At 57.0% G+C, this 25,713-nt stretch carries 27 protein-coding genes; 17 read left to right on the forward strand and 10 right to left on the reverse strand.

Translation table 11 applies throughout. From position 1 onward, the window contains the following. Positions 1–162 precede the first annotated feature (162 nt). From OLX77_RS07945 to OLX77_RS08005, 13 genes are all read left to right on the forward strand, one after another. Entirely contained in the window at positions 163–513 is a 351-nt protein-coding gene (locus OLX77_RS07945) for a cytoplasmic protein (protein WP_307633056.1), read from the forward strand. Between the two features lie 31 nt (positions 514–544). Further along, entirely contained in the window at positions 545–1,330 is a 786-nt protein-coding gene (locus tag OLX77_RS07950; RefSeq protein WP_307633057.1) for a sterol desaturase family protein, read from the forward strand. Positions 1,331–1,375: 45 nt separating this feature from the next. Beyond that, entirely contained in the window at positions 1,376–2,197 is an 822-nt protein-coding gene (locus OLX77_RS07955; RefSeq protein ID WP_307633058.1) for a rhodanese-like domain-containing protein, read from the forward strand. Between the two features lie 45 nt (positions 2,198–2,242). Further along, positions 2,243–3,820 carry a PAS domain-containing sensor histidine kinase gene (locus tag OLX77_RS07960; protein ID WP_307633059.1) on the forward strand — a complete coding sequence of 526 codons (1,578 nt, stop codon included), beginning with the start codon at positions 2,243–2,245 and terminating at the stop codon, positions 3,818–3,820. Between the two features lie 45 nt (positions 3,821–3,865). Then, positions 3,866–5,653, forward strand: coding sequence for a sigma-54 dependent transcriptional regulator (locus OLX77_RS07965; protein ID WP_307633060.1), 1,788 nt, complete (start codon positions 3,866–3,868; stop codon positions 5,651–5,653). Positions 5,654–6,041: 388 nt separating this feature from the next. Beyond that, on the forward strand, positions 6,042–6,257 hold the full coding sequence (locus OLX77_RS07970) for a hypothetical protein (protein ID WP_307633061.1): 216 nt from the start codon (positions 6,042–6,044) through the stop codon (positions 6,255–6,257). 69 nt (positions 6,258–6,326) lie between these two features. After that, the gene (locus OLX77_RS07975; RefSeq protein ID WP_307633062.1) at positions 6,327–6,635 is read left to right on the forward strand and encodes a hypothetical protein; all 309 of its coding nucleotides are present in this window, start codon (positions 6,327–6,329) and stop codon (positions 6,633–6,635) included. Positions 6,636–6,857: 222 nt separating this feature from the next. Continuing rightward, the gene (gene ftsH, locus OLX77_RS07980) at positions 6,858–8,666 is read left to right on the forward strand and encodes an ATP-dependent zinc metalloprotease FtsH (protein ID WP_307633063.1); all 1,809 of its coding nucleotides are present in this window, start codon (positions 6,858–6,860) and stop codon (positions 8,664–8,666) included. A 456-nt stretch (positions 8,667–9,122) separates the two neighbouring features. Beyond that, the gene (locus tag OLX77_RS07985; RefSeq protein WP_307633064.1) at positions 9,123–9,656 is read left to right on the forward strand and encodes a cytochrome c3 family protein; all 534 of its coding nucleotides are present in this window, start codon (positions 9,123–9,125) and stop codon (positions 9,654–9,656) included. Positions 9,657–9,711: 55 nt separating this feature from the next. Beyond that, positions 9,712–10,638: a 4Fe-4S dicluster domain-containing protein gene (locus OLX77_RS07990; RefSeq protein WP_307633065.1), complete on the forward strand. Its 927-nt coding sequence runs from the start codon at positions 9,712–9,714 to the stop codon at positions 10,636–10,638. A 16-nt stretch (positions 10,639–10,654) separates the two neighbouring features. Continuing rightward, positions 10,655–11,905, forward strand: a complete 1,251-nt coding sequence (nrfD, locus tag OLX77_RS07995; protein ID WP_307633066.1) for an NrfD/PsrC family molybdoenzyme membrane anchor subunit — start codon at positions 10,655–10,657, stop codon at positions 11,903–11,905. Positions 11,906–11,977: 72 nt separating this feature from the next. Then, complete coding sequence (locus OLX77_RS08000; protein ID WP_307633067.1) at positions 11,978–14,305, forward strand: GAF domain-containing protein; 2,328 nt, start codon at positions 11,978–11,980, stop codon at positions 14,303–14,305. Between the two features lie 43 nt (positions 14,306–14,348). After that, entirely contained in the window at positions 14,349–14,663 is a 315-nt protein-coding gene (locus OLX77_RS08005) for a MerR family transcriptional regulator (RefSeq protein WP_307633068.1), read from the forward strand. Between the two features lie 22 nt (positions 14,664–14,685). Here OLX77_RS08005 and OLX77_RS08010 read toward each other — a convergent pair whose 3' ends face one another. Next, positions 14,686–15,498, reverse strand: a complete 813-nt coding sequence (locus OLX77_RS08010) for a 50S ribosomal protein L11 methyltransferase (RefSeq protein WP_307633069.1) — start codon at positions 15,496–15,498, stop codon at positions 14,686–14,688. Between the two features lie 13 nt (positions 15,499–15,511). After that, positions 15,512–16,459, reverse strand: coding sequence for a DUF748 domain-containing protein (locus OLX77_RS08015; RefSeq protein ID WP_307633070.1), 948 nt, complete (start codon positions 16,457–16,459; stop codon positions 15,512–15,514). Positions 16,460–16,611: 152 nt separating this feature from the next. Here OLX77_RS08015 and OLX77_RS08020 point away from each other — a divergent pair, with 152 nt between their 5' ends. Then, positions 16,612–17,772: a lysophospholipid acyltransferase family protein gene (locus tag OLX77_RS08020; RefSeq protein ID WP_307633071.1), complete on the forward strand. Its 1,161-nt coding sequence runs from the start codon at positions 16,612–16,614 to the stop codon at positions 17,770–17,772. A 19-nt stretch (positions 17,773–17,791) separates the two neighbouring features. Here the strand turns inward: OLX77_RS08020 and OLX77_RS08025 are convergent, their stop codons facing one another. Beyond that, positions 17,792–18,709, reverse strand: coding sequence for a S66 peptidase family protein (locus OLX77_RS08025; protein ID WP_307633072.1), 918 nt, complete (start codon positions 18,707–18,709; stop codon positions 17,792–17,794). Continuing rightward, positions 18,693–19,466, reverse strand: coding sequence for a type III pantothenate kinase (locus tag OLX77_RS08030; protein WP_307633073.1), 774 nt, complete (start codon positions 19,464–19,466; stop codon positions 18,693–18,695). The genes OLX77_RS08025 and OLX77_RS08030 overlap by 17 nt, the downstream gene beginning before the upstream one ends. A 184-nt stretch (positions 19,467–19,650) precedes the next feature. Between OLX77_RS08030 and cutA the strand changes: the two genes are divergently transcribed. From cutA to OLX77_RS08045, 3 genes are all read left to right on the forward strand, one after another. After that, positions 19,651–19,977 (forward strand): divalent-cation tolerance protein CutA, encoded by a 327-nt coding sequence (gene cutA, locus OLX77_RS08035; RefSeq protein ID WP_307633074.1) that lies wholly within the window; start codon positions 19,651–19,653, stop codon positions 19,975–19,977. Positions 19,978–20,122: 145 nt separating this feature from the next. Further along, complete coding sequence (locus OLX77_RS08040; RefSeq protein WP_307633075.1) at positions 20,123–20,602, forward strand: hypothetical protein; 480 nt, start codon at positions 20,123–20,125, stop codon at positions 20,600–20,602. A 93-nt stretch (positions 20,603–20,695) separates the two neighbouring features. Next, positions 20,696–21,142 carry a YqaA family protein gene (locus tag OLX77_RS08045; RefSeq protein WP_307633076.1) on the forward strand — a complete coding sequence of 149 codons (447 nt, stop codon included), beginning with the start codon at positions 20,696–20,698 and terminating at the stop codon, positions 21,140–21,142. A 62-nt stretch (positions 21,143–21,204) separates the two neighbouring features. Here the strand turns inward: OLX77_RS08045 and OLX77_RS08050 are convergent, their stop codons facing one another. From OLX77_RS08050 to OLX77_RS08075, 6 genes are all read right to left on the reverse strand, one after another. Beyond that, positions 21,205–21,660, reverse strand: a complete 456-nt coding sequence (locus OLX77_RS08050) for a YaiI/YqxD family protein (RefSeq protein ID WP_307633077.1) — start codon at positions 21,658–21,660, stop codon at positions 21,205–21,207. 100 nt (positions 21,661–21,760) lie between these two features. Beyond that, positions 21,761–22,225: an RT0821/Lpp0805 family surface protein gene (locus tag OLX77_RS08055; RefSeq protein WP_307633078.1), complete on the reverse strand. Its 465-nt coding sequence runs from the start codon at positions 22,223–22,225 to the stop codon at positions 21,761–21,763. 259 nt (positions 22,226–22,484) lie between these two features. Beyond that, entirely contained in the window at positions 22,485–23,339 is an 855-nt protein-coding gene (gene thiD, locus OLX77_RS08060) for a bifunctional hydroxymethylpyrimidine kinase/phosphomethylpyrimidine kinase (protein ID WP_307633079.1), read from the reverse strand. Between the two features lie 16 nt (positions 23,340–23,355). Continuing rightward, complete coding sequence (locus OLX77_RS08065) at positions 23,356–23,883, reverse strand: FKBP-type peptidyl-prolyl cis-trans isomerase (protein WP_307633080.1); 528 nt, start codon at positions 23,881–23,883, stop codon at positions 23,356–23,358. A 70-nt stretch (positions 23,884–23,953) separates the two neighbouring features. Then, positions 23,954–24,175: an RND transporter gene (locus tag OLX77_RS08070; RefSeq protein ID WP_307633081.1), complete on the reverse strand. Its 222-nt coding sequence runs from the start codon at positions 24,173–24,175 to the stop codon at positions 23,954–23,956. A gap of 2 nt (positions 24,176–24,177) precedes the next feature. After that, positions 24,178–25,680, reverse strand: coding sequence for a hypothetical protein (locus OLX77_RS08075; RefSeq protein ID WP_307633082.1), 1,503 nt, complete (start codon positions 25,678–25,680; stop codon positions 24,178–24,180). Positions 25,681–25,713 lie beyond the last annotated feature (33 nt).

Here is a 25,713-nt window from a genome sequence, read left to right on the forward strand (position 1 = left end):
CCTCTGACAGTTCTCCTTTCTCTACTATGAGATCCCCAAGGCTCTTTTCGTGAGCGATGGAACATGATTTTTTCCGGTTTTTTGGAAAAAACATGGTAGTTTTTTTGGAGAAGCAATGCCCCCCATCTTATCATTTACTATTGTCTTTAAAAGGAGGATGTCATGGAGCATAAGATTGTGATCGTTGCCTTTGCCGGGGAAGCGCCCTGTTTTGCCCACGCCATGCTCAACGGCCTGGATATGCAGGCCAGGGGCTGGGATGTCAAGCTGGTTATCGAAGGAAAGGCCACAACCCTTATCAAGGATTTGGCTGAACCGGACGTCCCCTTTGCTCCGCTGTATGACAAGGTGAAAAAGGCGGGGCTTATTGATTGCGTCTGCCGGGCCTGCGCCAATAAGATGGGCGCTTTGGCTGCGGCCGAGGCGCAGGGCTTGCCCTTGGCCGACGAGATGCAGGGGCATCCGGCCATGGCTCGCTATGTGGAGGCGGGTTACACGATCATCACTATCTAAACAATGCAAGGCGGGGAGAGGAGGGAAGGTTATGGAACTCTATGCGATCAAGCCCTACATCTATTGGGGCGGGGTTTTTATCTTTTTGTTGTGCGAACAGGGGTTTTCCTACCGGGAGCCCACCGTCCCCCGGCCCAGGCGCTGGCTCGCCAATCTGCCGCTCTCCATCGTGAATGGCGCAATCTATCACCTCCTTTATGCCAGTGCCATTGTCGCCTTGCTTCTTGCCGGGCAGGGAAAAAATATCGGGCTGCTCAATGCCTGGGGCTTGCCGGAATGGTTCAAGATTGTCGCGGGCATCCTGATCCTGGATTTTTTTATCTATCTTTGGCATCTGCAAACCCATGTGCTCCCCTTTCTTTGGCGCTTTCACCGTGTGCATCACAGCGATATGAATATGGATGTAACCACGGCCAATCGGTTTCACCTGGGCGAGTTTCTTTTTACCGGCTTGATCCGGCTGGCGGTGATCTATACCTTCGGTATTTCGCTTACCGCCTACATTCTGTTTGAAATTATAGTGAACCTGTCCGTGCAGTTTCATCACAGCAGCATCAGGGTTCCACCATGGTTTGAGCGGGTTTGGGTGCTTCTTTTGGTCCCGCCTTTTTTGCATCGGATTCACCATTCCGTGCGGATCAAGGAGCGGGATTCCAATTACGGAGTGATCTTTTCCCTCTGGGACCGGTTGCTGGGCACCCTGACCACCGCGGTGGAACAGGAAAAAATCGTCATCGGCATCGGTTCGCACCGGGATATCGAAAAACTGGGGTTCTGGCAGTTGTTGGCCCTGCCCTTCACGCGGAATACTCCCTGAACCCGGGATGCGCTTGGCGGAAAACATCAAACCTTGGAGAGAGCAATGAACTGGAAAAATCTGTTTATGCCGGGTGAGGATTTTAGCGTGGCCCAGGCAAAGGAGTACATGGACGCCCGGGGAGCGGAGGCATATCAGCTGCTGGACGTGCGGCAGCCCAAGGAATACGAAGCGGGGCATCTGGCCGGGGCTATCCTTATCCCGCTCAAGGAATTGCCGACTCGGCTCACTGAGCTTGAAAAGGAAAAGCCGGTTATCGTCTATTGCGCTATTGGCGGCAGGAGTAAAGCTGCCTCTCAGCTGCTGGCTGGCAAGGATTTTGCAAGCGTTTATAATATGGCCGGCGGTATTAAGGCTTGGCAGGGACAGCAGGCCACCGGACCGGAAGCAGCTGGGTTGGAATTTTTTACCGGTCAGGAAGAGTATCCGGACGGGGTCTCTCTTGCCTATGCCATGGAGGATGGTCTGCAGGAGTTCTACCGGCTCATGGGTGAACGGGCGCAGGCTGAGGAGGAACGGCAGCTCTATATCCGCTTGATGGGCTTCGAGGACAAGCACAAGGCACGGCTGCTTGCCGAGTACCGGCAGGTGCATGGGCCGGAAGCCATGCCGGGCACAGGGGAGCGTGGGGTCATGGAGGGCGGTGCCAGGGTGGAGGAGTTCCTCGCCCGGGTCGAGGGGCATCTGCACACCACACAGGATATTTTTCAGCTGGCCATGGGCCTTGAGACTCAGGCGCTGGATTTATACAACCGCATGGCACAAAAGAGCGGTCGGCAGGAGGTTCGCACGTTTTTCCTGCAAATGGCCGATGAGGAAAAAGCGCATCTTGCCTATCTGGCCGAGGCGCTGGACAAGGTGTTGTAAGGCTCTGGGCCGACGCGCATCCTTGAAAAATACAACAGGTGGACGATGGGAAACTTTGAGCAAGGGTGCGGAGACGCCAGGGAGCAAGAAATAAAGGGGTTGCTCCAGGCCAATCGGGATTTGCAGCAAGAACTGGAGGCGCATCGGCTGAGCGAAGCGCAGCTCGCCCGGGAGCTTGTCCAGGCCGAGCTTGCCCTGCGGGTTATTCCCAGCGCGGCCTTAAGCCTGGATCTCCATGGCAGGATCACCAGCTGGAACAACAAAGCCGAGCGGGTTACCGGTTACAGCCGGGAAGAGGTGCTGGGCCATTCCTGCGAAATATTTGCCCTGGGTCCCTGCGCGCAGGAATGTGAGACTTTTATCGATGATCAGGGCAATGCCCTGATCGGCAAGGTCTGCCAGATCAAAACCCGGGACGGTAAGGTGCGGAGCGTTTCCAAAAATACCGACCTGTTGAAGGATCCGGATGGCACGGTGACCGGGGCGGTGGTGACCTTTACGGATATCACCGAGCAGTTGGAAGTCGAATTGCAGCTGCGCACCGAGCGGGATAAGTTCCGCGGGATTCTCTCCGCCCTCGACCAGGGCATGCACATTCTCAATCGTGATTATGTCATCGAATATCAAAACGAGATCCTGCGCCGGACCTTTGGCGACAAGATCGGCGAGAAATGCTACGAGGTCTACAAACAGCGCGACAAGCCCTGCGAGGTGTGCCGCATGCATGCCGCCATCGAGCGCAACGAGATCCAGCGCACCGAGGAGATCATGTCCGACCGTCGCCACTATGAACAGAGTTATGTGCCCTTTGCCGATGTCGACGGCCAGACCAAGGCTCTGATTCTCCTGCGGGATGTCACCGAAGAAAAGATGTACCGGGCCGAAACCATGCGGGCCGGTCAGCTTGCCTCCATCGGTGAGCTGGCCGCCGGAGTGGCCCACGAAATAAACAACCCCATCAACGGCATCATCAACTACGCCCAGGTATTGCTCGACGACTCCAGCCAGGTGTCCATGGAGGACGAGGCAAGCAGTCCGATGCAGCGGGAGATGCTCGGCCGGATTATTAAGGAAGGGGAGCGAATTGCCTATATCGTGAGAAATTTGTTGTTTTTCGCCCGCCAGCGTGAGGAGGAGGCGGAGGTGGTCGCAATCGAGGCGATCATCCACGATTCCTTGTCCCTGATCAAACACCAGCTCCAGAAAGACGGGGTGACTATCAAGACCGATATCTCCCCTGACCTGCCATCCATCCGGGTGCATCCCCAGCAGCTGCAGCAGGTTTTTCTCAATCTGCTCAGCAACGCCCGTTACGCCCTCAATCAGCGATATCCTGGCAGAGATCCCGGCAAGAAGGTGGAAATCCGCTGCCAGGCCGTGGAAAATCAGGGCCGGCACCTGGTGCGTACGCAAATCACCGATTATGGCCCGGGAATCTCGCCGGAGCTGCTTACCAGGATCTTTGAGCCGTTTTTCTCCTCCAAGAAACCGGGGGAGGGAACAGGCCTGGGGTTGTCCATCAGCGCCGGGCTGGTCAGGGATTTTCAAGGGCAGCTCAGGGTGGAGAGCGAGCCGGGCTCGCATACCACCATGACCGTTGATCTGCCGGCATATGCAGAGTGAACCGGATAACGTGTTTGGCATTGAATTGCCAGGGGAGCAGCAATAATGATTGATCTGGACAAATCAGAGACCAGAATACTGGTGGTGGATGACGAAGAAAGCCTGCGGCTGACCTTTCAGATGTTTCTCGGCCGCGAAGGGTACGGGCCGGTATTGACCGCCTCGACCTTTGAAGAAGCCATGGAGCTCATCGAACAGCAGACCTTTGATCTGATCATCAGCGACATCGTCATGGAGGGGGCCTCCGGCATCGATTTGCTGCGGCGGGTCCGTGATCTGGGCTTGGAGTGCCCGGTGGTCATGGTCACCGGGTATCCCAATATCAACACCGCCTCCGAGGCGGTGCGTCTTGGCGCCTTTGATTATCTGGCCAAGCCGGTGAAGAAGGCCGATTTGCTCCGCACCGCGCGGATGGCCTTACAGCAGTATGGGCTCTGGAAGGAGAAGGAGCGGCTCACCGAGGAGAAGGAGCGCTACCAGCAATATCTTGAAACGATCTTCCGCAGCGTTCGGGACATGATCATCACCGTCGATCATGATATGCGGGTGGTGCAGATGAATGATCAGGCCAAGAGTTGGGCGGCCATGCACATGCCCGGTCTTGCCATCGGTGCCAGTTTGGCGGAGGTGGCCGAGTGCTTCTCCGGTTTTGCCGCTGACGCGCAGAAGGTTCTGGAGTGTCGGGAAGCGGTGAGCGAACATCGGATTGAGGTGAATCCGGATGGTGGCGGGCATGTTGTTTTCCGGCTCTGTGCGGCGCCCTTGGAAAGCCAGCAGGGCAAGGATTTTCTTGGGGCGGTGCTGGTGTTTCGCGATGTGAGTCGGCTGGAAGATCTGGAAAAACGGGGCAAGCGCACCTATTTTCACCGGTTGGCCGGGGTAAGCCGGGCCATGCAGACCGTGTACACCCTCATCGAGAATGTCGGGCAGGTGGACACCTCGGTTCTGATCACCGGGGAATCCGGGACCGGCAAGGAGCTGGTGGCCGAGGCCCTGCACGCGGAAAGCCCGCGCCGGGACATGCCCCTGGTGAAGTTCGATTGTACTTCCATCCCGGAAAATCTCATGGAGAGCGAGCTGTTCGGCCATAAGAAGGGCGCCTTCACCGGAGCGGATCGCAACCGCGAGGGGCGGATTCTCCAGGCGGACGGCGGCACCCTCTTTCTCGATGAGATCGGCGATATCTCCCCGCTCATGCAGCTGCGGTTGCTTCGTTTTCTCCAGGAGCGCACCTTCTATCCGGTTGGCGAGGACAGGCCAGTAACGGTTGATGTGCGGGTGGTGGCCGCCACCAACGCCGACTTGAAACAGAAGGTCCAGCGCGGAGAATTCCGGGAGGATCTCTACTACCGGTTGCGGGTGATTGACATCACCCTGCCGCCGTTGCGGGAGAGACAGGGGGATCTGCCCATCCTGGTGGAGTTGTTCCTGGCCCGTTTCAGCAAACGGCTGAACAAGAATATCACCGGCATCTCCGATCAGGCACTGCAGCTGCTTGCCGCTTACCGCTGGCCGGGGAATGTCCGGGAGCTTGAGCATGTGGTGGAGCGCGCCTGTGTGTTGTGTCCAGACGATACCATCACCACGGGCAATCTTCCGGAAGAGGTGCGCAGCGGTGGCCGTGAGGGCGGTGCAACATTTATGGGCGCGGGAGTCGAAGCCCCAACCACTGTTGAGAGCAAGGGGGTATCTTCCCTCTCACCGGAAAACGAGAAGGCGCATCTCCTCAGCATCATCGCCCAAACCGATGGCAACAAGGCCAAGGCCGCCCGGTTGCTGGGCATTGACCGCAGCACCCTCTATCGGAAGATGAAGGCCTACGGCTTGGAATAACAGAGTGTTGCATCTGCAACACTCTGCCACACATGCAACAGCAAAAGTGTGGCGCCACAATCGTTGGCGCCACACTTTTTGATTTTCCCCTTCCTGCCATGCCTCCTGCCAACCACCGGTTTTTGATCTGTGCCGAATATCGGAGCATTGCTCTCCTAGCATATTGATATTAAACGGTTTTATTTGAATATTTGCTACTCGCCACCCTCCTTTCCTGCAGTAATCCCATTTATTTTTATTCCCTGTGTAATCAGCGAGTTACGCCTACGCATTGGAAAATTGCCTCCTCGATCCGGGGAGGTGTTGGCACACCCTGTGCAATGTCTCCTAATCAAATGAGATCAACATCGTGATAAGAACGAAAAAACAAAATCATAGGAGGCTCACCATGAAGAACACATTGCAAAAACAGGGACTCGGTCTTGGCGAACTTGATCAGGCAGCAATCGGTGAGGGAGTATCCCAGGCAGGTGTGGGTGTCATTCTTGCCCTGGCAACTTTGATCGGTTTATGGGGTATTGCCTGTTTGATCGGCGGGATGAGCAGCATGGGCGGCATCATGGAACTGGGCCGCGGCTGGCTTACCGCTGTAACCGGAATGTAAATAAACGGAAAATACACCAGCGATCAACTGTAGATCATAGAAAAACAGAATTCAACAAGGAGAAGGATCATGACACAGGCAACAGCAGAAAAGAAAGGCGCAGGGATTTTCATGGCAGTAATGGGCGGCATTGGCGCGGTGATCGGGTTGTGGGCACTTGCCGCCTTGAGTTTCAGCATCTCCAAGGCAGGTTTGGGTGAAGTGGTTCGCCAGTACATGGTGGCCATTGGCCTGATCGGCGAGCAGGCAACCCTGGTGGATTTCTACACCCATATCAAGGGCGTTGAGTACCTGGTTTGTGTTGCCTTCTTTGCAGCATTCCCGGTGTTCTTCAAATATGTCAACACCCCGAAGGTTACGGTTCCCGGCCAACGCTGATTAGGAGCCGATTGCGGATGCTTTGTCCTCTGAAGCATCCGTTACGGCCCCTGATGCCGCATAAACGGCTAACCTTGTAGTACCTCCCTCTGAGCCCGGGTTCGCCCGGGCTTTTTTTTGCTCTTTATCTGAGGGAGAAAGGCAGTCTGGTCAATAGGTATGGTCCGGATGTTGCAATATGTTTCAGTTACACAAAGCAGTCATCGTGTAAGGAGGGAGACCGTGGCCAAATACGTGCGAAATTATCTGTTGCTCATGCTGACGGCAGTCCTGGCGGTGGTCGGGTACAACATCTGGCTCGTGGAAAACCGACCGTCCATGCTGGAGTACTCCGCTTTTCTGCTCAGGTTGGACAACAACGAGCTCCAAGGGGTGCGGCTCCTGGGGCAGGAGATTATCGCGACGGACAGCTACGGCCAGTCTTTCTCGACCTATGCCCCGGATGTGGCGCAGCTGCTCCCCAGGCTTGAGGCCAAGAAGGTCCGGATCTCCGCCGCGAAGCCCCAGTCAGCGTCGCCGTTCTGGTCTTCAACCTTTCCGGTTCTCCTGCTCATGGGCGGCTGGATGTTTTTCATGCTTCGCAGCCAGAAAGGCGGCAGCAGCGGTTTTGGCAAAAAAAAGGTCGCCATGGCCCCGGAAAAGGCCAAAGGGGTATCCTTTGCCGATGTGGCGGGCATTCCGGAGGCCAAGGAGGAACTGGTTGAGATCGTGGAATTCTTGAAGGACTCCGAGAAGATCACCCGTCTCGGCGGCAAGATCCCCAAGGGCGTCCTGTTGCAAGGACCTCCGGGGACCGGAAAAACCTTGCTGGCCAAGGCCATTGCCGGGGAAGCCGGGGTGCCCTTTTTCAGCATCAGCGGTTCGGATTTTGTCGAGATGTTTGTCGGGGTCGGCGCCTCACGGGTGCGGGATCTTTTTGCCCAGGCCAAAAAAAGTGCGCCCTGTATCATCTTTATCGATGAAATCGATGCGGTGGGGCGCAGCCGTGGGGCAGCCGGGGCCATGGGCGGTCAGGATGAGCGGGAACAAACCCTCAATGCCCTGCTCGTGGAGATGGATGGGTTCGAGAGCGATCAAACCGTCATCATTGTTGCCGCCACCAACAGACCCGATGTTCTCGACCCGGCCTTGATGCGGCCGGGCAGGTTCGATCGCCAGGTCACCATCATGCCTCCCGATGTCAAAGGGCGGCGTAAGATTTTAGAAGTCCATTCCCGCCACGTCCTCATGGACCCGGACGTTGACCTGCAGGTTGTGGCCCAGTCCACCCCGGGCTTTACCGGGGCAGAGCTTGCCAATCTCATCAATGAATCCGCCCTGATGGCGGCGCGCAAGGGCAAGGCGGGCATCCAGCTCAGCGATATCGAGGATGCCAAGGATAAGATCCTCATGGGCGCCGAACGAACCGGGCTGGTGATCAGCGAGCAGCAGCGTAAGGTTACAGCCTACCACGAAGCCGGGCATGCGATCATCGCCAAGGTGTTGCCCAACACCGATCCGGTGCATAAGATTACCATCATCCCCAGGGGGCAGGCCATGGGCGTGATGCAACAGGTGCCCATCGATGACCGCCACGCCTATTCCAAGGAATATCTGACCAACCGGATCACCATCCTGCTCGGCGGCAGAACGGCTGAGGAAATCATTTTCAACGAATTCTCCACCGGGGCCAGCAACGATTTGCAGGCGGCCACGGATATCGCCACCCGCATGGTCTGTGAGTTTGGCATGAGCGAACGGCTTGGGCCGCGGGCCTTTGTTACTCCGGATCAAGGGTTTCTCGGCAACGGTTCGCGGCAGCGTCCATACAGCGAAGAGATTGCCCGAACGATTGACGAGGAGGTCAACCGGATCATCGCCGAGTGCTACCAGGAAGCGATTATCGTCCTCGAAGGGCGAATCACCTTTTTGCATAAGCTGGCCGAGGTCCTTCTCCTCAATGAGACCATTGATGCGGAAGAGGTTGATATCATCGTGACCTGTCCGAAGTTGACCGAAGAAAATAAAGTGAAGACCGGGCTATCCGGTTGACCTTGTCCGCCATTTCTTGGTCACTGTCGCATGCAACACATGTGATGCTACACATCTGTTGCATGCGACACTTTTTACGCCGCATCACACACCCCCAGCCACACAATAAAAAGCAGGGCGGTCTATTTTTTTCTCATCCAAGGAAGAAGCTTTCCTCTTCCACAATCAGCCAATAATCCTGTTTCATCCGCTTCGCCCGTTTTAATCGTGAACAGTACCCTGTTTTTGCCGCGGGAAATGAAGCCTGGTTTTCGCTTTTACAAGGTGGCGGCCTCCGTTCATGCAGGTTGAGGAAACCCATGGCACAGGATGTGCTTAAGCAGAAGCTGGAATACCCGGAAGTCTGCCTGGGAAAGGTTTGTCAACTCGGCCTTGGCAAAGGGATTCCTCCTGTCGAACAGATAATGCAAACGAAGTTTGTTCTTTACGAGATTACTTTTTCAGAAGGAGACCAACATGGGAGGAAGAAAGAAGACACTCTTGGGCATGGCCGCGCTAATGCTCCTGACCGCGCCGCTTGCCGCGCAGAGCTGGGCCGCAGATGGCCCGGGCACGGTGGAACTTGGCACTCTGGCACACCATTATTCCCCAGTGACCTTTGACCATGCCATGCATACCACGGTGGCAGCCAGCTGCGCAGAGTGCCATCACCACACAACCGGGGCTGCCCCCACCGATCCAAGCTGTGCTCGCTGTCATGAAGCCGGGGCAAAAGCGAAAAGCGTAGCCTGCAAAGACTGCCATTCCGACTCGCGGTTCTCCGCGGAAGACCTGGCGAAGATCGAGGGAAATCCGCAGCGCTATCATAAGGGCAAGCCCGGTCTCAAAGGGGCTTATCATCAGAAATGCCTTGGCTGTCACACCAGCATGGGCGGACCGACCGGTTGCCAGGATTGCCACACCAGAAACGATAAGGGAGACGCCTTTTTCAATTCGGGCAAATATGCCCCGGCCCCAACCGCTGGTGGCGGACATGGCGGCGGGCATTGATTGAAAGTCACAGAGGCTTGGAGCTTGGGCTGAAACGATATCAGAGGAATACACTATGAAAAAGTTAAACCGCAGAAGTTTCTTGAAAGGCGGACTGGCCGGTGGCGCTGCCATCGCCGCCGTCGGAACAAGCAAACAGGCCGTGGCCGGGACGCATAATTTTGGCGGCTACCCGGACAGCATGGGGGTGCTTGTTGATCTTACCAAATGTGTCGGCTGCCGGACCTGTGAGGCCGCCTGCAACAAAGAGCAGGCGTTGCCGACGCCGGACAAACCCTTTGACGATCCTTCCGTATTTGAAGAGAGGCGCGAGGGTGGGTTGCCGAGAAGGACAACGGAAAAGGCCTATACCGTAGTGCAGAAGTATGATGTTCCGGGTCGGGAACACCCGCTGTTTCGTAAGGTGCAATGCAACCACTGCAATGAACCCGCCTGCCTGACCTCCTGTTTTGTGAATGCTTACAAAAAGACGCCGGAAGGCGCGGTTATTTATGATAAAACCGTCTGCGTTGGCTGCCGGACCTGCATGATCGCCTGTCCTTTCTATATCCCGGCCTACAGCTATTCCAGTGCCATCAATCCGGTGGTGAAAAAATGCATCATGTGCTACGACACCCGCCTGAAATTCGGCCGACCTCCGGCCTGTGTCGAAGCGTGTCCCCAGGAAGTAATGACCTTCGGCAAGCGCAAGGATCTCCTCAAGCTGGCCCATCAGCGGATCAGTGAGAAGCCGGACAAATACGTGGATCAGGTCTATGGCGAAAACGAGGTCGGCGGCACGGCCTGGCTGTATATGTCCGATGTACCCTTCGACAAGATCGGCTATGACAACCATCTCGGGACCCAGCCGATCATCAGTTACGTCAAGGAGTTCCTGGCGATGGTGCCGATGGTGCTGACCATCTGGCCCGCGCTCTTCACCGGCTTTCATTTGCTGAGCAACCGGAAAGACGCCCTGAAAAACGACGATAATAAAAGCTGAGGAGAGGTGGAAGACGATGAATAGCTTAAAATCACAAGGGTTCGCCCCTGTTGTCTCCGATCTCAAGAAAGATGGGAGTACATGGACCGTAAAAGAGAAGATTATGCTGGGGCTCAGCCCCAAAGAGTACTGGGCTGTGCAGCTCCGCAACCCGTTTAATTGGCTGCTCTGGGCCATTTATGCCATCGGGCTGCCGATCCTCGTGGGTCGGTTTATCTTTGGCCTGGGCTGGGTCACCCATTCCTCCTATGACTATCCCTGGGGGCTGTTTCTCGGCTGGGGCTTGTTCGTCATGGTGCCGCTCTCCGCTTCCGGCTTCATGATGGGAACCACGGTGGAGCTTTTCGGGCGCAAGGATTTCAAGCCCATCGAGCGGCTCGGCCTGTTGAACGGCCTTCTGGGCTATACGTTTGCGGTCATGTTTCTCCAGGTGGATCTTGGCCAGCCCTGGCGTCTGATCTACCCCATGTTCGTCTCCTTGGGACCTGCGGCAGTGCTGTTTCTCGTGGCCTGGCATGTGGCCACCTATCTTTCCTGTCAGGTGGCGGAGCTCGTTCCCGCCTTTTCCGAGTGGATGGGTTTCCCCAAAGCCAAGAAGTTTATCAAAAGCATCGTCCTCGGTTTGACTGTAGCCGGGATTATCCTTTCCACCCTGCATCAGGGGGCGCTAGGGGCGTTGTTTACCTATGCCCCGGGCAAGGTGCATCCGCTCTGGTATTCTTCACCCTTTCAATGGCTCCATTTCTTTGTGTCAGCGGTCTTTGCCGGATTGTCCATGCTCATTGTGGTCAGCACCCTGACCAAATGGTTCATGCGCTGGCGGTGTGATGAAAATTACCTGAACAACCTGAGCAAATTGACCCTGGGTCTTGCCAAGGGCGCTTCCCTTGCCTTGATCACCTATCTGGTTATCAAGATCATCGGTATTGCCCATGACAATAACTGGGCGTATCTGCTCACCGGTTGGGGTGCCTGGTTCATGTTCGAGATGGTGGTGGGGGTCATTCTGCCGTTGATTTTCTACACCATGGCCGTGCGCAACAGCAACGCCTCCTTGGCCCGTTTCGCCGCTTTTATGGCGGTTTTCGGCCTGGCCCTGAACCGTTTGAATACGGCGCTTATCTCCTTCAACTGGCAATTGTATCAGGAGCTTCCCCATTGGCGGGAAGTGGTAATCGTGGTCACCGTGTATGCCACCTATATCGTGGTCTATCGGGCGGTTCTGGCCAGGATGCCGATCCTCTATACCTGGAAGGAAAAGAAGTAACGCTGCGGTAGCATTGATGGCAAATGGCAGGGCCGGATTTCCGGCCCTGCTGCAACTTCATGGCTGACTGAAATGGCATTTCCGCTGAAGAAAACGATTCCTGCCACCGCAGTCTCGGTCGCGGTGATTCTTGTGGCCCTGCTCTGCCTGGGGATCAGGCAGTATCAACTGTACCGCAATTATGCCGAGGTCAGCCGACAAACCGAAAAACTCGTCTTTCAGTTCGCCGTCATCCGGGAACATGTGACCGAAAACCTGCTGGAAGGGCAGTATGGTGGCTTGGCCTCGGTGGGTGCGGAACTGGAGGAACTCAATCTCAATCTGGCAACCGTTATCGGGAACCGGTTCATAGACGATCATTACAAACTCACTTTGGCCAATGCCATTGACCTGCCCGGCCTAGTCCTGCTGGTGCGCAAGATCAGCGGCGGCCCAGCCAAGCCGGAATACCTGCGGCAACTCAATACGGAAATCCGCACCCTGGGAGAGCGGCTCATGCTCTTCGATCGGGTGCTGGTCGAGCATGGCAAACGCGAACTGATCAGCTTTCAGAATGTGGTGATCGGGGCTCTGGCCATGGTGGTCAGCCTGATCATCGTGCTGCTGCTTTTTTTTCAACGGCGCTTGATTGCGCCACTGTTGGCGCTTGTCCAGCAGGTGAAAGAGGTGGCCACCGGAACCAGGGGTGGGCTTGCCATTGGAGGGAGGAGCGGGGAGATCTCCGAGCTGGCCTATTCGTTTCATGATCTGTTAACGGCCCGCGACATCACCGCCCAGGGGCTGGCAAAGTTCCAGCGGGTGGCTTCGGCGGTCACCGGAGCGCAGCTGGCAATCGCTCGGAGTAAAAGCAGGGCTTCGCTTTTTCGCGAGGTATGCCGGGCCCTGCTGGCAAACCATGAGTATTGCCTGGTTTGGATCGGACAACCCGACGAGACCGGGGATATCATGCCGGTGACCGCGGACGGCGCGACCTCCATGAGCAATAAGGAATGCGAAACCTGCATGGCGGTATTGCTCACCGAGGCCGAGGACAAGGGGGGCGAGCGGAATCCTGCCGCCCTGGCTCTGCGTTCAAAGGCTCCGGTGGTGCGGGTGGATATCCTGGCCGGTATTCCCAAGGGATTGCTCAAGGGAACTCCTCTGGCCGACGGGCATGCGGCCTGTGCGGCCTTGCCGGTCATTTGGCAGAATACCGTTTACGGCGTGCTTTCCATCTATGCCCTCTCTCCCTCGGATTTTGACACCAAGGAGATGGAGCTGCTTGAAGGGCTGGCAGGGGATCTTGGCCTGGCCCTGCACACCATCGAGGGACAGCAGCATCTGCTGAGCAGAGAAAACCTGCATGCTCAGCTTTTTGAAGCCCTGCGGGTGATTCAGCTCTCCCTTTCGCCGGCCGGGGCTATTCTTGGCGTGAACCCTGTCTTTGCCGGCATGGCTGGGGTTGGTGCCGAGCAGATTGTTGGCCGCGACTGGCGCGATTTTTTTAGCCCGGTTCAGGCGGCGCCACCAGGCGACACATCGGATCTCTTGGAAAAACTGCGCTCGGATGCGGGGGCTGAACTGATGGTTTCTCGCCTGACTGGCTCCAGGCGGTTCTTGTGTCGGATTGTGCCGGAGCAAGAGGGGTCCGGTGAGCCTGAACGGTTGATTCTGGTAGGCTATCCCCTCGTCCGCGTTGAAGGGGTCGGCGGCTGCGAAGCGAACTTGGGGCTGGAAATGATCGCGGACCTGGCCGGCGGAGTCTCGCACGAGGTGAGCGATCTCAGCAATGGCCTGATCAACTATGCGCAGGTGTTGGCCGATGAGGAGCAGCTCAGAAGACCTGGGCAGCCGGAGAACGAGGTGCTCGCCAAGGTCATTGAGGCTGGGGAACGGATTGCCGAAATAGTCCGAAAGTTCATCCTCTATGGACAGGACGAGGTCACAGCAGCGGGAGAGTTTTTGCCGGTGGCAACGGTGCTGGAGGATGCGCTGCTGCTCATCGGCTATCATCTGAAAAGCGAGGGCATCCAGTTGGAGACCGATCTTGAGGCGGTGCCGCCCGCGTTTCCCGTGCATGCCCAGCACATGCAGCAGGTTTTTTTGAGTATTCTCAGCACAATACGGACTGGCCTGGTCGAGAGGTTTGCCGCAAGGGATCCGCGAAAAAAACTCAGCATCACCACGCACACCAGGGTGGAGAATGGCCAGGGAAGAATGTTTGAGATCTCCATCATGGATCATGGGGCCGTGATTCCGCTTGAGTCCGGACACAACCAAGAACCACGGTCCGGCAGGTGGGGGCGCAGGCTTGGTGTCTGCCGCCGAATTGTGGAAGAGCACGGAGGCCGCTTGGTGATCGGCGGTGAGGAAGAGGAATATGTCAGGATACGCTTCAGTTTCCCGTTAAAGGGGGATTGAGCGCGGTTTTTGTACACCTTTAAGAGAACGAGAAGGATTGCCCATGCGATGCCAAACCAACCCTTCAGTGTACCGGATTTCCGCGGCGGCCGAGATACTGGCCCTGCACCCGCGCACCTTGCGCAATTACGAAAAAGCAGGGCTTGTCACCCCGAGCCGCAAGGGGAAATGGCGGTATTACAGCCTCGATGATATCGCCTGGATCAGGTGCCTTTTCAAAATGATCCACGGCGGCATCACCATTGCCTCCATCGGCAAGCTCCTGCATTATGCCCCATGTTGGGAGGTGGGTGAATGCGACGGGGAAAAGCGCAACCAATGTCCGGTTTATCAGCGGCGCAGCAGAGAGTCTCGCTGAAAAGGGGCATAGCCCCCAGGGTTTATTGGCGCAACAGGGCCCAGGAGCACCAGCGGTCGTTGCGCCTTCTTTCCAGAAAGGTAATCCCTTCTTGCGGCAGGGCTGCCAGCAGTTCCTCTTCCATCCCGGAGATGAAGCCGGAGAGCAGGTAGAGTTTTGCCTGCCAGAAATCTGGATTTCCAAACAGCTCAAGCATCAATCCCTTATAGAGATTGGCCATCACCAGATCCACCCGGGTGTCCGGGCATTGCCGACGCAGATCCGTCTCCCGCACGGTAACCTGGCCCGCCACCCCGTTGGTCTCACAGTTGGCGCGGGCCACCTGGCAGGCCAGTCGGTTGTTGTCGCAGGCGATAATTCGGCCCACCCCTTGTTTTGCCGCAGAAATGGCCAGCAATCCGGTGCCGCACCCCAAGTCCAGGGCGGTATTGATGGAGATTTCCGGGCTGCGCGCATATTTGAGCAGCCCTTCCAGGCAGAGGCGGGTGGAGGGGTGGAAGCCGCTTCCGAAGATAACGCTTGGGTCCAGCGAGATATCCGCCGCCCCTTTTTCCCAGACCGGGGCCACGGTGAAGCCGTCCAGCGTGAAGGTGGAAATTTCCCGCCCCGCCTCCCAATCCGTATAATCCAAATCCGCCTCATAAATAATTGTGGCCCCAGAGGCCTCGCAGAGTTTTTGCACCAGCCGTTCCTTGGGCCGGTGGAAAAAGAGGATGGCGGTGTCGTCCTCGATCCAGGTGCCGATGAGATCCGGATCATCGATGGCCGGAATATCCTTGAGGTCGAGATGGTAGGTGTAGAGGCGGTTGTAATGGGTATAGGGCGGGCGGAGCATGGCGGTATCCAGGTCAGTGGGCAATGGGTATTGCCGGTCGGGGCACGACCGGCGGCTTAATGGGGTTTTGCAGGTATTGTCTGCCTGCTTGGCTGAGATCCCGGACCAGGGCGATGGCCTCTGTTGCTTTCGCTGCCGGGTCATCAGGCGTGGCTGGCTGGCCTTCTTCGCTTTCGGCTTCAGCAGGGGCAGGTGCTTGACCGGGATTGGCGGTCAGGCCCGTGGTGTCATCCTGGCTGATCGGGATCCCGTTGAGTGTCGCCTGGAGGCGGAAGGGGCTGGCCGGGGCGGACCCAGTGGCGCCGGAGGAGATAAGCAGGGAGATATCCTCACCCCGATGGGTTTTGCCGGACTGCGCATCGTCAAAAACGAGACGGCTGTCGCTGATGGCAACGGTTTTACAGGAAAAACGCAGAGGAATTACCGCCGCGGAGGTCAGGAGATCCGCCATTGCCTGGCCTGTGTTGTAGTTGCCGTCCTGTTGGCGTACCAGGTGCAGAAAGCAGTGTTCGGCGCTCAGAGTGAATGCGAGTTCTCCCTCCAGTACTCGTTTGGGCGCAAAAGCGATGGTCGTTTTTTCCGCTGAGAGCAGTGGATCCACCGGGTCATTGGCTCGGGAACGGTTTGGTCCGACAATGAGATGGTGCAGGGTCAGGGTGCAGGAAATTGGGTTGAATTCCCCTCTGGGAATGGTCACCGAACGATTGAGGGAGGAGGAGAGCGCTTCGGCCAGAAGGGTGGAGGCCAGGTAGGGAACCAACAGCGGGCTGCCAAACCCAAGGAGGAGCGTCAAGATCAAAAGCAGGGTTACGAGTCGTTTCAGCCAGGTCCAGAGAAAAAAATTCTTTCGGCGGCGGGGCAGATGCGGGTGCGAAGAAAAGCTGTTTTCCGGCTTGCCGCCGCGAATGGGGATGGAGCCGAATCTGTCTCGAGGCTTTGGGGTAGTGGTAACACGTATCATCGTTAACTCGACGGGCAGATGTCCAGGGTCCATGGTCAGTGCTTGGCAGAAGCACAAGGGAATGATAAGATACCAAGCCTGGGGGAAAACTAAAGCAAAAACGGCAGGCAATTTTCTCGACACGATACCATAAAGACAACGGAGAGTTCAACGTGCTTACTTTTTTACGAGGGGTTCTGGTTCTGGTGTTCGCCCCCATACTCACCGGGATGGTCAGCATCGTGGCCATTGTCATGATTCTCATCTTCCGGCGGTCGGCGGCCGATGTGCAGTTTCTCCCCCGGGCTTTGGGGAGGATTGTCGCCCGGCTTGGCGGCGTTTCCGTCAGCATGCACGGCGCGGCTCTCCTTGAACAGGGAAGACCGTATATCTTTGCCGCCAATCACCAGAGTCAGTTCGACATCTTGGCGCTTCAGGGCTATCTGGGCTGCGATTTCCGTTGGCTGGCCAAGCTGGAGCTTTTCCAGATACCCATCTTCGGCAAGGCCATGCAGCTGGCCGGCTATATTCCGGTGGACCGGGCCCATGGCCGCAAGGCGCTCAAGAGTCTGGACGAGGCGGCCCGCCGCATTGCCGACGGGACTTCGGTCATTATCTTCCCCGAGGGGACGAGAAGTCCCGATGGCAGGCTGGGGGAGTTTAAGCCCGGGGCCATGGTCCTGGCCATCAAGTCTGGGGTGCCGTTGGTGCCGGTGGCCATTCTCGGCACCCATCAGGTTCTGCCCAAGGGGCGGTTGCTGGCCAGGCCAGGCAGGGTGGAGATCCGGGTAGGCGCACCCATTGCCACCAGTGAATATACGGTCAAGCAGAAGCAGGAGCTGGCGGAACGGTTGCAGGGCAAAGTCGCGGAATTGCTGGAGGCTGAGGCGGGAGCGCACGCTGCGCCAAGAAAAGAAGCGAGGCAGTTGAAGATCAGGCCTGCCGTGGTGTTGGATGATGTTGGCAAAAGTCGCCGGGAATACCACGGGAAGATAAAGGTGTTGGTCGGGATCCTGCTCTTTGCCGGGATCCTGGGGGGGCTTGGTGTCATCTGCGATTGGGCGCAGGCGCCCATTTTTACGGAGACGGCCTTTGTCCTTTTTGTTGCCGCCGGGTTTGCCTTTGTCTATTACATGGAAAAACTGAAGGAGTATAAGGCGATTGACGCCAGCGAGCAGGCCAAGATCGCGGAGTTAGCCCAAGAGTATCGGGAGGTTGCCGAATATTGGCAGAAGGTTGCCGACAGCGGCAGAGAGCTGGTTGCCGCGGAATATGAGGCGATCCTTGCCTTTGCGGATGCGAAAGGCGGGGGACCGGGGTGCCAGGGCGAGTAGGGGTTCCCTGCGTAATCGGTTAGCGCACCAGCTGATCGAGGATGGTGAGCCGGCCGCTGGAAGAGTCGAGTTGTGCCTGGGCGCCCAGGGGCAGGATCAGGTTTCTGCTGCCGTGGCCGCAGGGGAAATTGCCCCAGATCGGGATGGCTCGATGGGCCAGCAGGTCAAGGGCCCGCTGCCAGATGGCTTCCCGGTCGCCGCATTGGTCAAAATCTCCCAGGACAAGCCCGGCGATCTGTTCCAGTTTGCCGGCGGCCCAGAGATGGGTGAGCAGCCGGTCGATGCGGTAGGGCGCTTCGCCGATGTCCTCCAGGACCAAAATAGTATCCCGCCACTCCGGCTCAAAGGGGGTGCCCAGCAGGTGGACCAGACTGGTCAGGTTGCCGGCTAAAAGTCTCCCCGTTGCCTGGCCCCCTTTAAGGATTTCCAGCCCCGTTGTTTTAATCTCCGTCCTCGGTCTGCCGGTGAGCAGGTCGAAAAACCCCTCCTGCGAATCGCGGTCGCTCCGGGCTAAGGTGGTGAGCATGGGGCCGTGGAAGGTGATGAGTCCGGTTTTCTGCTGGATTTCGGAGAGCAAGACGGTAAGGTCGGAAAAACCGATGAACATTTTCGGCTGCTGACGGATAAGGTCGAAGTCCAGGTCCGGCAAGAGCCGCAGGCAGCCATAGCCGCCGCGCACCGCCAGGATGGCCTGGACCTCCGGGTCGCGCCAGAGTTCGTGGAACTCGCTCAACCGTTCCTGGTCGGTGCCGGCCAGGTAATCGTGGTGCCGGAGGATGTCGCTCCGGTATCTGGTTTTAAAGCCAAGATCGGTGAGAAGCTTCAAGCCACCGCTGAAATCGGTTTCGTTGCGCACCGGTCCGGCCGGGGCGATAATCCCGATGGTATCCCCTTTTTTCAGGGGGGCGGCGAGGATGGGCTTAAGTGTTGCGTTCATGGAGCAGTCGCAGGCCGTTGAGGGTGAGCATGGGATCAACATGATCGAGGCTGGTGGTGTACGGGGCGATGAGGGCGGCCATGCCGCCGGTTGCCACGGTCTGGGGCAGTTCCGGGGCCATTTGCTCCCGCAATCGTCGGATCAGGCCGTCCACCATGCCGCCATAGCCGAAGAGGATGCCCGACTTGATTGCCGCCACGGTATTGGTGCCGATGGGGGCATCAGGCGCGGTGGAGATGTCAACCTGGGGCAGTTTGGCCGTGCGGCTGCCCAAGGCCTCCATGGCAATGGACAAGCCGGGGGCGATGGCGCCGCCCAGATATTCTCCTGCTCCGGAAACGCAGTCCCAGGTGATGGCCGTGCCAAAATCAACGACAATGAGGGGACACTTAAACCGGTCGTAGGCCGCCACGGCATTGACCAGTCGGTCGGCTCCGATTTCCGCGGGGTTGTCGATGAGGACCTGCATGGTGGTCAGCACCGTATCGCCGCCGACCACCAGCGGAGCAGTGTGCAGGTATCGGGTGGCAAAGGCCGCCCAGGCGGCCTGCATCGAAGGGACCACGCTGGAAATGATCGTATCGGAAATATCGTTGAATTGGAGCCCTTCCATGGTAAAAAGGGTATGGAAAATGGCGGCCAGTTCATCCACCGTACTGCCTTTGTCGGTTTTTACCCGCCAGTGGCAGCGAAGCGACGGGCCGGAGAAAACGCCGATCACCATGTGGGTATTGCCAATATCAACCGCCAGCAGCATGGACGACTCCCTGGTTGTGGTAAGGAATGCAGTAACGAATGTTCTGAATGTACCAGAGATCGGGGCTGACTGTCCATGCCCTTGGTCGCCTCGAGAAAAAACTTTGTCTGGCTACGATGGGTGACCGATTTCGGACGGGGAACAAGAAGAGAGAACGGGCTGTCTGTATGGTAAGGAGCGTGCAATGAACGAATACATCCAGGTCGCCACCACGGTCGGTTCCGCGGAGGAAGCCGGGGCCATTGCCACGCTGCTGCTCGAGAAGCGGCTGGCCGCCTGTGTTCAGGTGGTGGGTCCCATGACCAGTCATTATTGGTGGCAGGGGAAGATCGAAACGGCCGCTGAATATCTCTGCCTTGCCAAAAGCCGCGGCGCGCTTTATTCTGATATTGAAGCGGCGATCAAGGAGATCCATCCCTACGAGATCCCGGAGATTATTGCCATGCCGATAATTGCCGGGAGCAAGGATTATTTGGCCTGGGTGGCTGCCGAGGTCCGGGAGCACGCGTGAACATGGATGGGGCAAAACCGAAAAAAGCGGGTCGCCGCCGGAATCCAAAGGAGTTTCAGTGCCATTGCTGTCGGCGGAAATTGCCCTTCTGCTGGAACTGCCCCTGCGGCTTTCAGATCTGTGATGATTGCTTCAAGGAAAATATGTGGACCATCAGCAATGGTCCGACCTGGGTCTGCCCGGATTGCGGGAGGATCCGGATGATGTGATTGTTGTCTGCGCGCTGTACAGGACAGGGGGTGTCCTGAAAAAAATAGGGGGGACGAGGATGGCTGAAAATCGGGAAAGCAGGCGGTGCCGGAGGTTTCCGGTCAAGGGCGGGGTGATTGCTCTTGATTCCGTATACGGCGAAATTATTGAAATGAGCTTCGGCGGGTTGTCGTTCCGCTACACGGCGTATGATGACATGACCACGGAGCCTGCGGAGTTCGGGATCATCTTTGGCGGGGAGAAGCTCTTTTTTGAAAATCTCCCCCTCACCAATGTCTCTGATATTGTCATGGATGCAGAAGAAGGAGAAGGCGCGGGTGAAGTCAGGCGCCGGGGAATGGCCTTTGGTGAGCTTGTCCCGGAGCAGGTTGTTACCCTGGCTCGTTTTATAAAAGAGTTTTCCCTGAAACAATAGGGGAGCTGTTGTGCGCCAAGTTAATTTGGCCGCAAAAAAATAGGCTGACGGGGCCGAATAGCGCCATAACTTTTGCCGGCCTCTTTTTTCTTTATGGATATTTTTTTCAACCATCAGGGCTATCTGGCCCTGTTTCTCTTGAGTTTTCTCGCTTCCACTCTTGTGCCGCTCGGCTCGGAGTGGCTTCTTGTTGCCCTACTGCTCAACGGGCACCCTCTCGTCTTGTCGGTTGGTGTTGCCACGGCGGGCAATACTCTGGGGGCTTGTGCCACCCATGGGATCGGCCTCTATGGCGGTTCTTTTCTCTTGGGCAGGGTACTGCGGGTGAGTGAGTCGGCAAGACTCAGGGCTGAACGGATTTTTGCCCGGTATGGCTCCTGGTCCCTGTTTTTTTCCTGGCTGCCGATCATCGGCGACCCGCTGTGCCTGGTGAGCGGAATACTCAAGGTTCGCTTCGGATTTTTTTTCGCCCTGGTCTTGAGCGGCAAGCTCCTTCGGTATCTCTGTGTCGGCCTGCTCACTCTCCAGGCTGTCAGTTAAGGGCAAACCGACTTTCCTCAAGCCACACCCCAGGGTTATATGCTCCCCCGGTTTTCGTTATGCTAGGCAGTAGTTCCGTGACGGGTCAGGTATCTGTCCAGCTGATTGGCAAACGCTTGCAGATGCACCTTGCTCAAGGGTGACGGCCCACCGGTGATGGTGCCTGTTGAGCGCAATTCGTCCATGAAATCGCGACGCGCCAGATGTTCTTGAATGGTCTCGGGGGTATAGAGCGTGCCCCGAGGATTCAGGGCAGTTGCCAAGGCGGCGACCACCTCGGCCGCCAGGGGGATATCTGCGGTGATCACCAAATCGCCCGGTTCAAGATTGTCGACGATCCGGGCGTCTGCAACATTGAAGCCTGCTTTGACCTGCACACTCTTGATAAAAGGGGAGCGAGGGATCTTCAGGGAATGGTTCGCCACCAGGATGCTCTCTATCCGCATCCGTTCCGCGGCCCGGAACAGGATCTCCTTAACTGGGCCGGGGCAGGCATCGGCGTCAATCCAAATGCGCATGGTCTTAAGCTTTTCCTTCATTCCTGAAAAATTTTGGGGCGATACTCTCTGGTGAGAATATCGCCCCGGATATCGTCTGCCTGTAATATTCCGACTATGATTATTTCTGGATGACCCATCTGCCGTTATTGTCTCGGCAGGCCAGGGAAACCACCTTTTCCGGGCGGCCGTCAACGGTGGCGAGGATTTCCGCTTCACGGCAGACCTGGCCGGAGGGCGCCGTGTAAGCAGGTTTAGGGGTCACGGAGTAGGACCGGTTGGTGTCCGGGTTCACCCATTGGGTGCGCTGATTGGAAGGGGAGGTCTCGTATACCTGGTTGAGTTGCGCCTGGTCGTATTTGTCCATCTCGTTGCCGATGATATAACCCAGCAGGCCGCCCACTGCCGCACCGAGCAAGGTTCCCTTGGTGTCGTGGCCGATGGCCTGGCCGGCGATGGCGCCGGTTGCCGCACCGATCGCCGCGCCGCTCGTGCCTTTCGATGGGGTGGTGGTGGCGCAGCCGGAGGTGATCAGCATGAAAATAACCGCCACTGTTGCCATCTGGAGCCCTTGTTTTTTCTGCATGGTGTTCTCCTTATATTGTGGGATTTTTCTTCTGGTTCATATCTTGCGCCGCAGCAGGGAAGATACCCCGTCGGAGCCGCTTGTCATTGTACTCTTCGCTGTCATTGTACTCTTCGCTGCCCGGAAGCCTTCAACTTTTTAAATGATATAACGCCTCAAGGGAAAGGTCAATGGGGGCTATGCTTTAGGGGGGGTCTTTCTTGGGTTGGCTCGGTCTGGGGTGATGGGGGGAAGAGGTCCCTTTGATGTCAGGATGGAGTCAGCTCTTGCCTCGGAAGAGATGGTGGGCCAATGGGCCTTTTCCTTGGCCGAGGGTAAGGTTCGCACTCTGCCGCAAAAGGGTATCCAGGAAAGAGACCGTTTTGCAGAATGCCTCCTGGTCATTGCCGAGGAGCAGATGGTAAGCGGCAAAGGCTGAGGCAAAGGTGCAGCCGGTGCCATGGGTGTTTACCGTGGTGATCCGGGCATGATTGACCGAGAAAATCTCGGGCCCTGTTTCCTGTCTGAGGATCAGAAAATCCTCCACTTCAGCGTCCTGTTCCCGGATATGCCCTCCGGTGAGCGCAATGGCTCGTAATTTCGGGTATTGGCTCAGCAAACCGGTTGCCGCAGCGAGCGCTTCCTGCACCGTTTCGAGGTGTCGGCCTGTAAGAGTCGCCAGTTCGGGGAGGTTGGGGGTGAGAACCGTGGCGGTGTTGAGCAGGGCCAGCAGGCCGGTATTGTCTGCCGATTTTTGGAAGAGATCGTGACCGTCGCTTGCCCGCAACACGGGGTCGCAGATAATCTCACCGGAAAAATTGTGCAGGGCCTCGGCCATTGCCCCGGCGATTGCATCGGTGCCAAGCATGCCGGTCTTGATGTGGCTGACGGGCAGATCCGCTAGAACCAATTGGATCTGTTGTTTGACAAACTCCGGGGCAATAGGCAGACAGGCGGCAACGCCGACACTGTTTTGCGCGGTCAGACAGGTGATCACCGCTCCCCCATAGACCCCGATGGCGGTGAAGGTTTTGAGATCCGCCTGGATGCCCGCCCCGCCGGAGGGGTCGGAGCCGGCAATACTCAGGATCGCCCGGGAAGGTCGTTGGCCCGGGAGAACTGCTTCTTGGGTCATGGGGAAAAGGCCCGGTTCAGGCGCAACCGCAGCCGCGGTTCGGGGTGCAGCCGCCCTTGTTGTCCGAACTGCCCGTGGCACAACCGCAGCCGGTGCTCGCGGGAGCTTCAGTGTCAATGGAAAGCAGGGTGATCTGATAGATGATATCCTGGCCAGCCAGGGGATGATTGAAGTCAACGGTCATTGTTTCCGCCTCAACCGAGAGTACCGTGGCCGGAATCTTGTGTTGTTGGCCATCCTGTTCCATGTCCATGCCGACGATCATCCCCGGGGCGATGGCTTGGTCGGCAAAGCCCTGCCGGGGCACGGTCATGATCAGGTCTTCATTTTTCAGGCCGTAGGCATCCTTGGCCGCAACGGTGATGCTCTTGGTTTCCTGGGCAGCCATGCCCAGCACCGCCTGTTCAAAGGCGGGCAGCACACTGCCGGTTCCGAGCTGGAACTGCAGGGGGCCGGTATCCTGGGAGGAATCAAATTTTTCTCCGGTGGAGAGAAGGCCATCGTAGACAATGGTGACGGAATCGTTTTCGCAAACTCGCTGCATGGTATATTGCTCCTTTATCTGTAACGGAAGTGTTCTGATTGCATATAGATAAGACCGCCGGGGCGTGGGGTCAAGGTCGACCCTGGGACAGCCACCACTTGAGGCCAAGGAGTAGCAGCGGCGCAAGATGAAACAAGAGGTCAAAGATGTCAATTGGCCGATGGAGCTGGCCGTTTTTTAGCATGAGAATCTTTTCCACCACATGCGGCATGGGGTGGAAGGGGGCCAGCAACATGAAGATCGCAAAAACGATCAGGATCGAAAAAGGCAGTTGGTCAAGGAATTGGAGCATGGTCACACTCTGGCGCTTTCGAGGTTTGCGGTGCGGACTTCCAGCTTGGCGATAAGGCGGCCTACCGTGGTTTTGTGTGCCTGGCTGGGTTTTTCGTCCGTGTCGTCGGTGCTGAAATCGGTGGTCTCAAAGCTGTAGAGCATTTTTTCGACTCTGGAGCCGTAGGTGCTTATGGTTTCTTTGGCGGCCAGAAACAACCCCTCGTAAGGAAAGGGGCGTTCAAAGTCGGAGAGTTTGGCTTCGATGAAGTTGTGCAGCCTGCTGATGTCTGCCTTGGTGTTGCCATAGTAAATGTCGCAGGTGTTGAGGAGATCGATGAGTATATGGTGCAGATCCTCGGATTTTACGGTTTTCTGGCCGCCGGCGGCGCTGAACAGCAGTTTGATCGCTCGCACAAAACCTTTCATGCCCATGAAAAAATCGGCGGTTTTCTCGGCGGCAACCGTGTTTGGATTTACCGGGGAGCCTGGTTCACTGATCCTCCGTTTCATCTCCGGCAGAATGGTGTTTTTTATGGTGTAATGCAGGGTGCGCGTTTCCTCCAGAACAATGGGAAGAAATTGAATCTGTTTCAGGCTCTGTGCCTTATTCCGCAGGCCGATAAGATTTTTGGCCAGGCTGGCGGTGATGGGCTCGATCCTTTCAAGAATTGCCCGGGCCGGTTTTTCCCGCAGGTCGATGAGCTCCTGTTGGAGTGTGTCAATCGCCTTACATTCTCCTGGGAGATTTTTCAGGAAAAACTCAATGAATTCCTTGAGTTGATCGGTGGCAGCGATTGCCGTCTGAAGATTATGGTCGACGATGGTCCGTGCGAGTCCGGGCAGGCTGTTCAGGTCGATATGGCGGATTCTTTTCTCCAGATCAATGGCCTGGAGGTGATAGCTATGGAGGGAGGGGGTATCGCTCTTGTCGTTTTTGTCTTTAACCATGCGATAAAAATCATACCCTTCAGTGACCATTGGTGCGGTTCGACTGTTGAGTTCCTTGGTCAGGGGGAGCAGGCCGGCCAACGAAAGGTGGGCCCGAAGGGTTTTGTCCGCTTCGATCAAAAGGGTGATCTGCTCGCGCCAGTTTTTTACGGTGTTTTGATAGTTCGCGCATTCTGTGACAATTGTTTGCGCCTGGCTGACAGCCTTGAAGGGCTGGATGGTTTTGCGGCGGATATCGATACTCAGGGAGCCCAGCTCGTTTTCGCATTGTTCGATATGCTTGAGGATCCTCGTTGCTTTTTCAGGATGCTGGTCCCTGGCTTCGGCCATGGTATTCGGCAGACCGAGAGCCTCCATGATCTGGAGATAGCTGTTGCAATTGAAATCATGCCACTGGGTCACGCGGGGGTCGGCGGAGAGGGTGAGTGTTTCTTTTTTTTGCGCGGCCAGAGTCGCTTTGGCCTGGTTGATAACCCCTTCGGCTTGGCCAAGCGTGGCAGACTGGCCATGAGCCATCCCTGCCGGGGGTTGGTCAAGGTTGGGCTGCATGGAGGCAAAGGATACGGGGGTGATCATGGTCCGTGGCTTTATCTAAATTGATGAGAAAAA

The organism is Thiovibrio frasassiensis (assembly GCF_029607905.1).
Lineage (GTDB): Bacteria > Desulfobacterota > Desulfobulbia > Desulfobulbales > Desulfurivibrionaceae > Thiovibrio > Thiovibrio frasassiensis.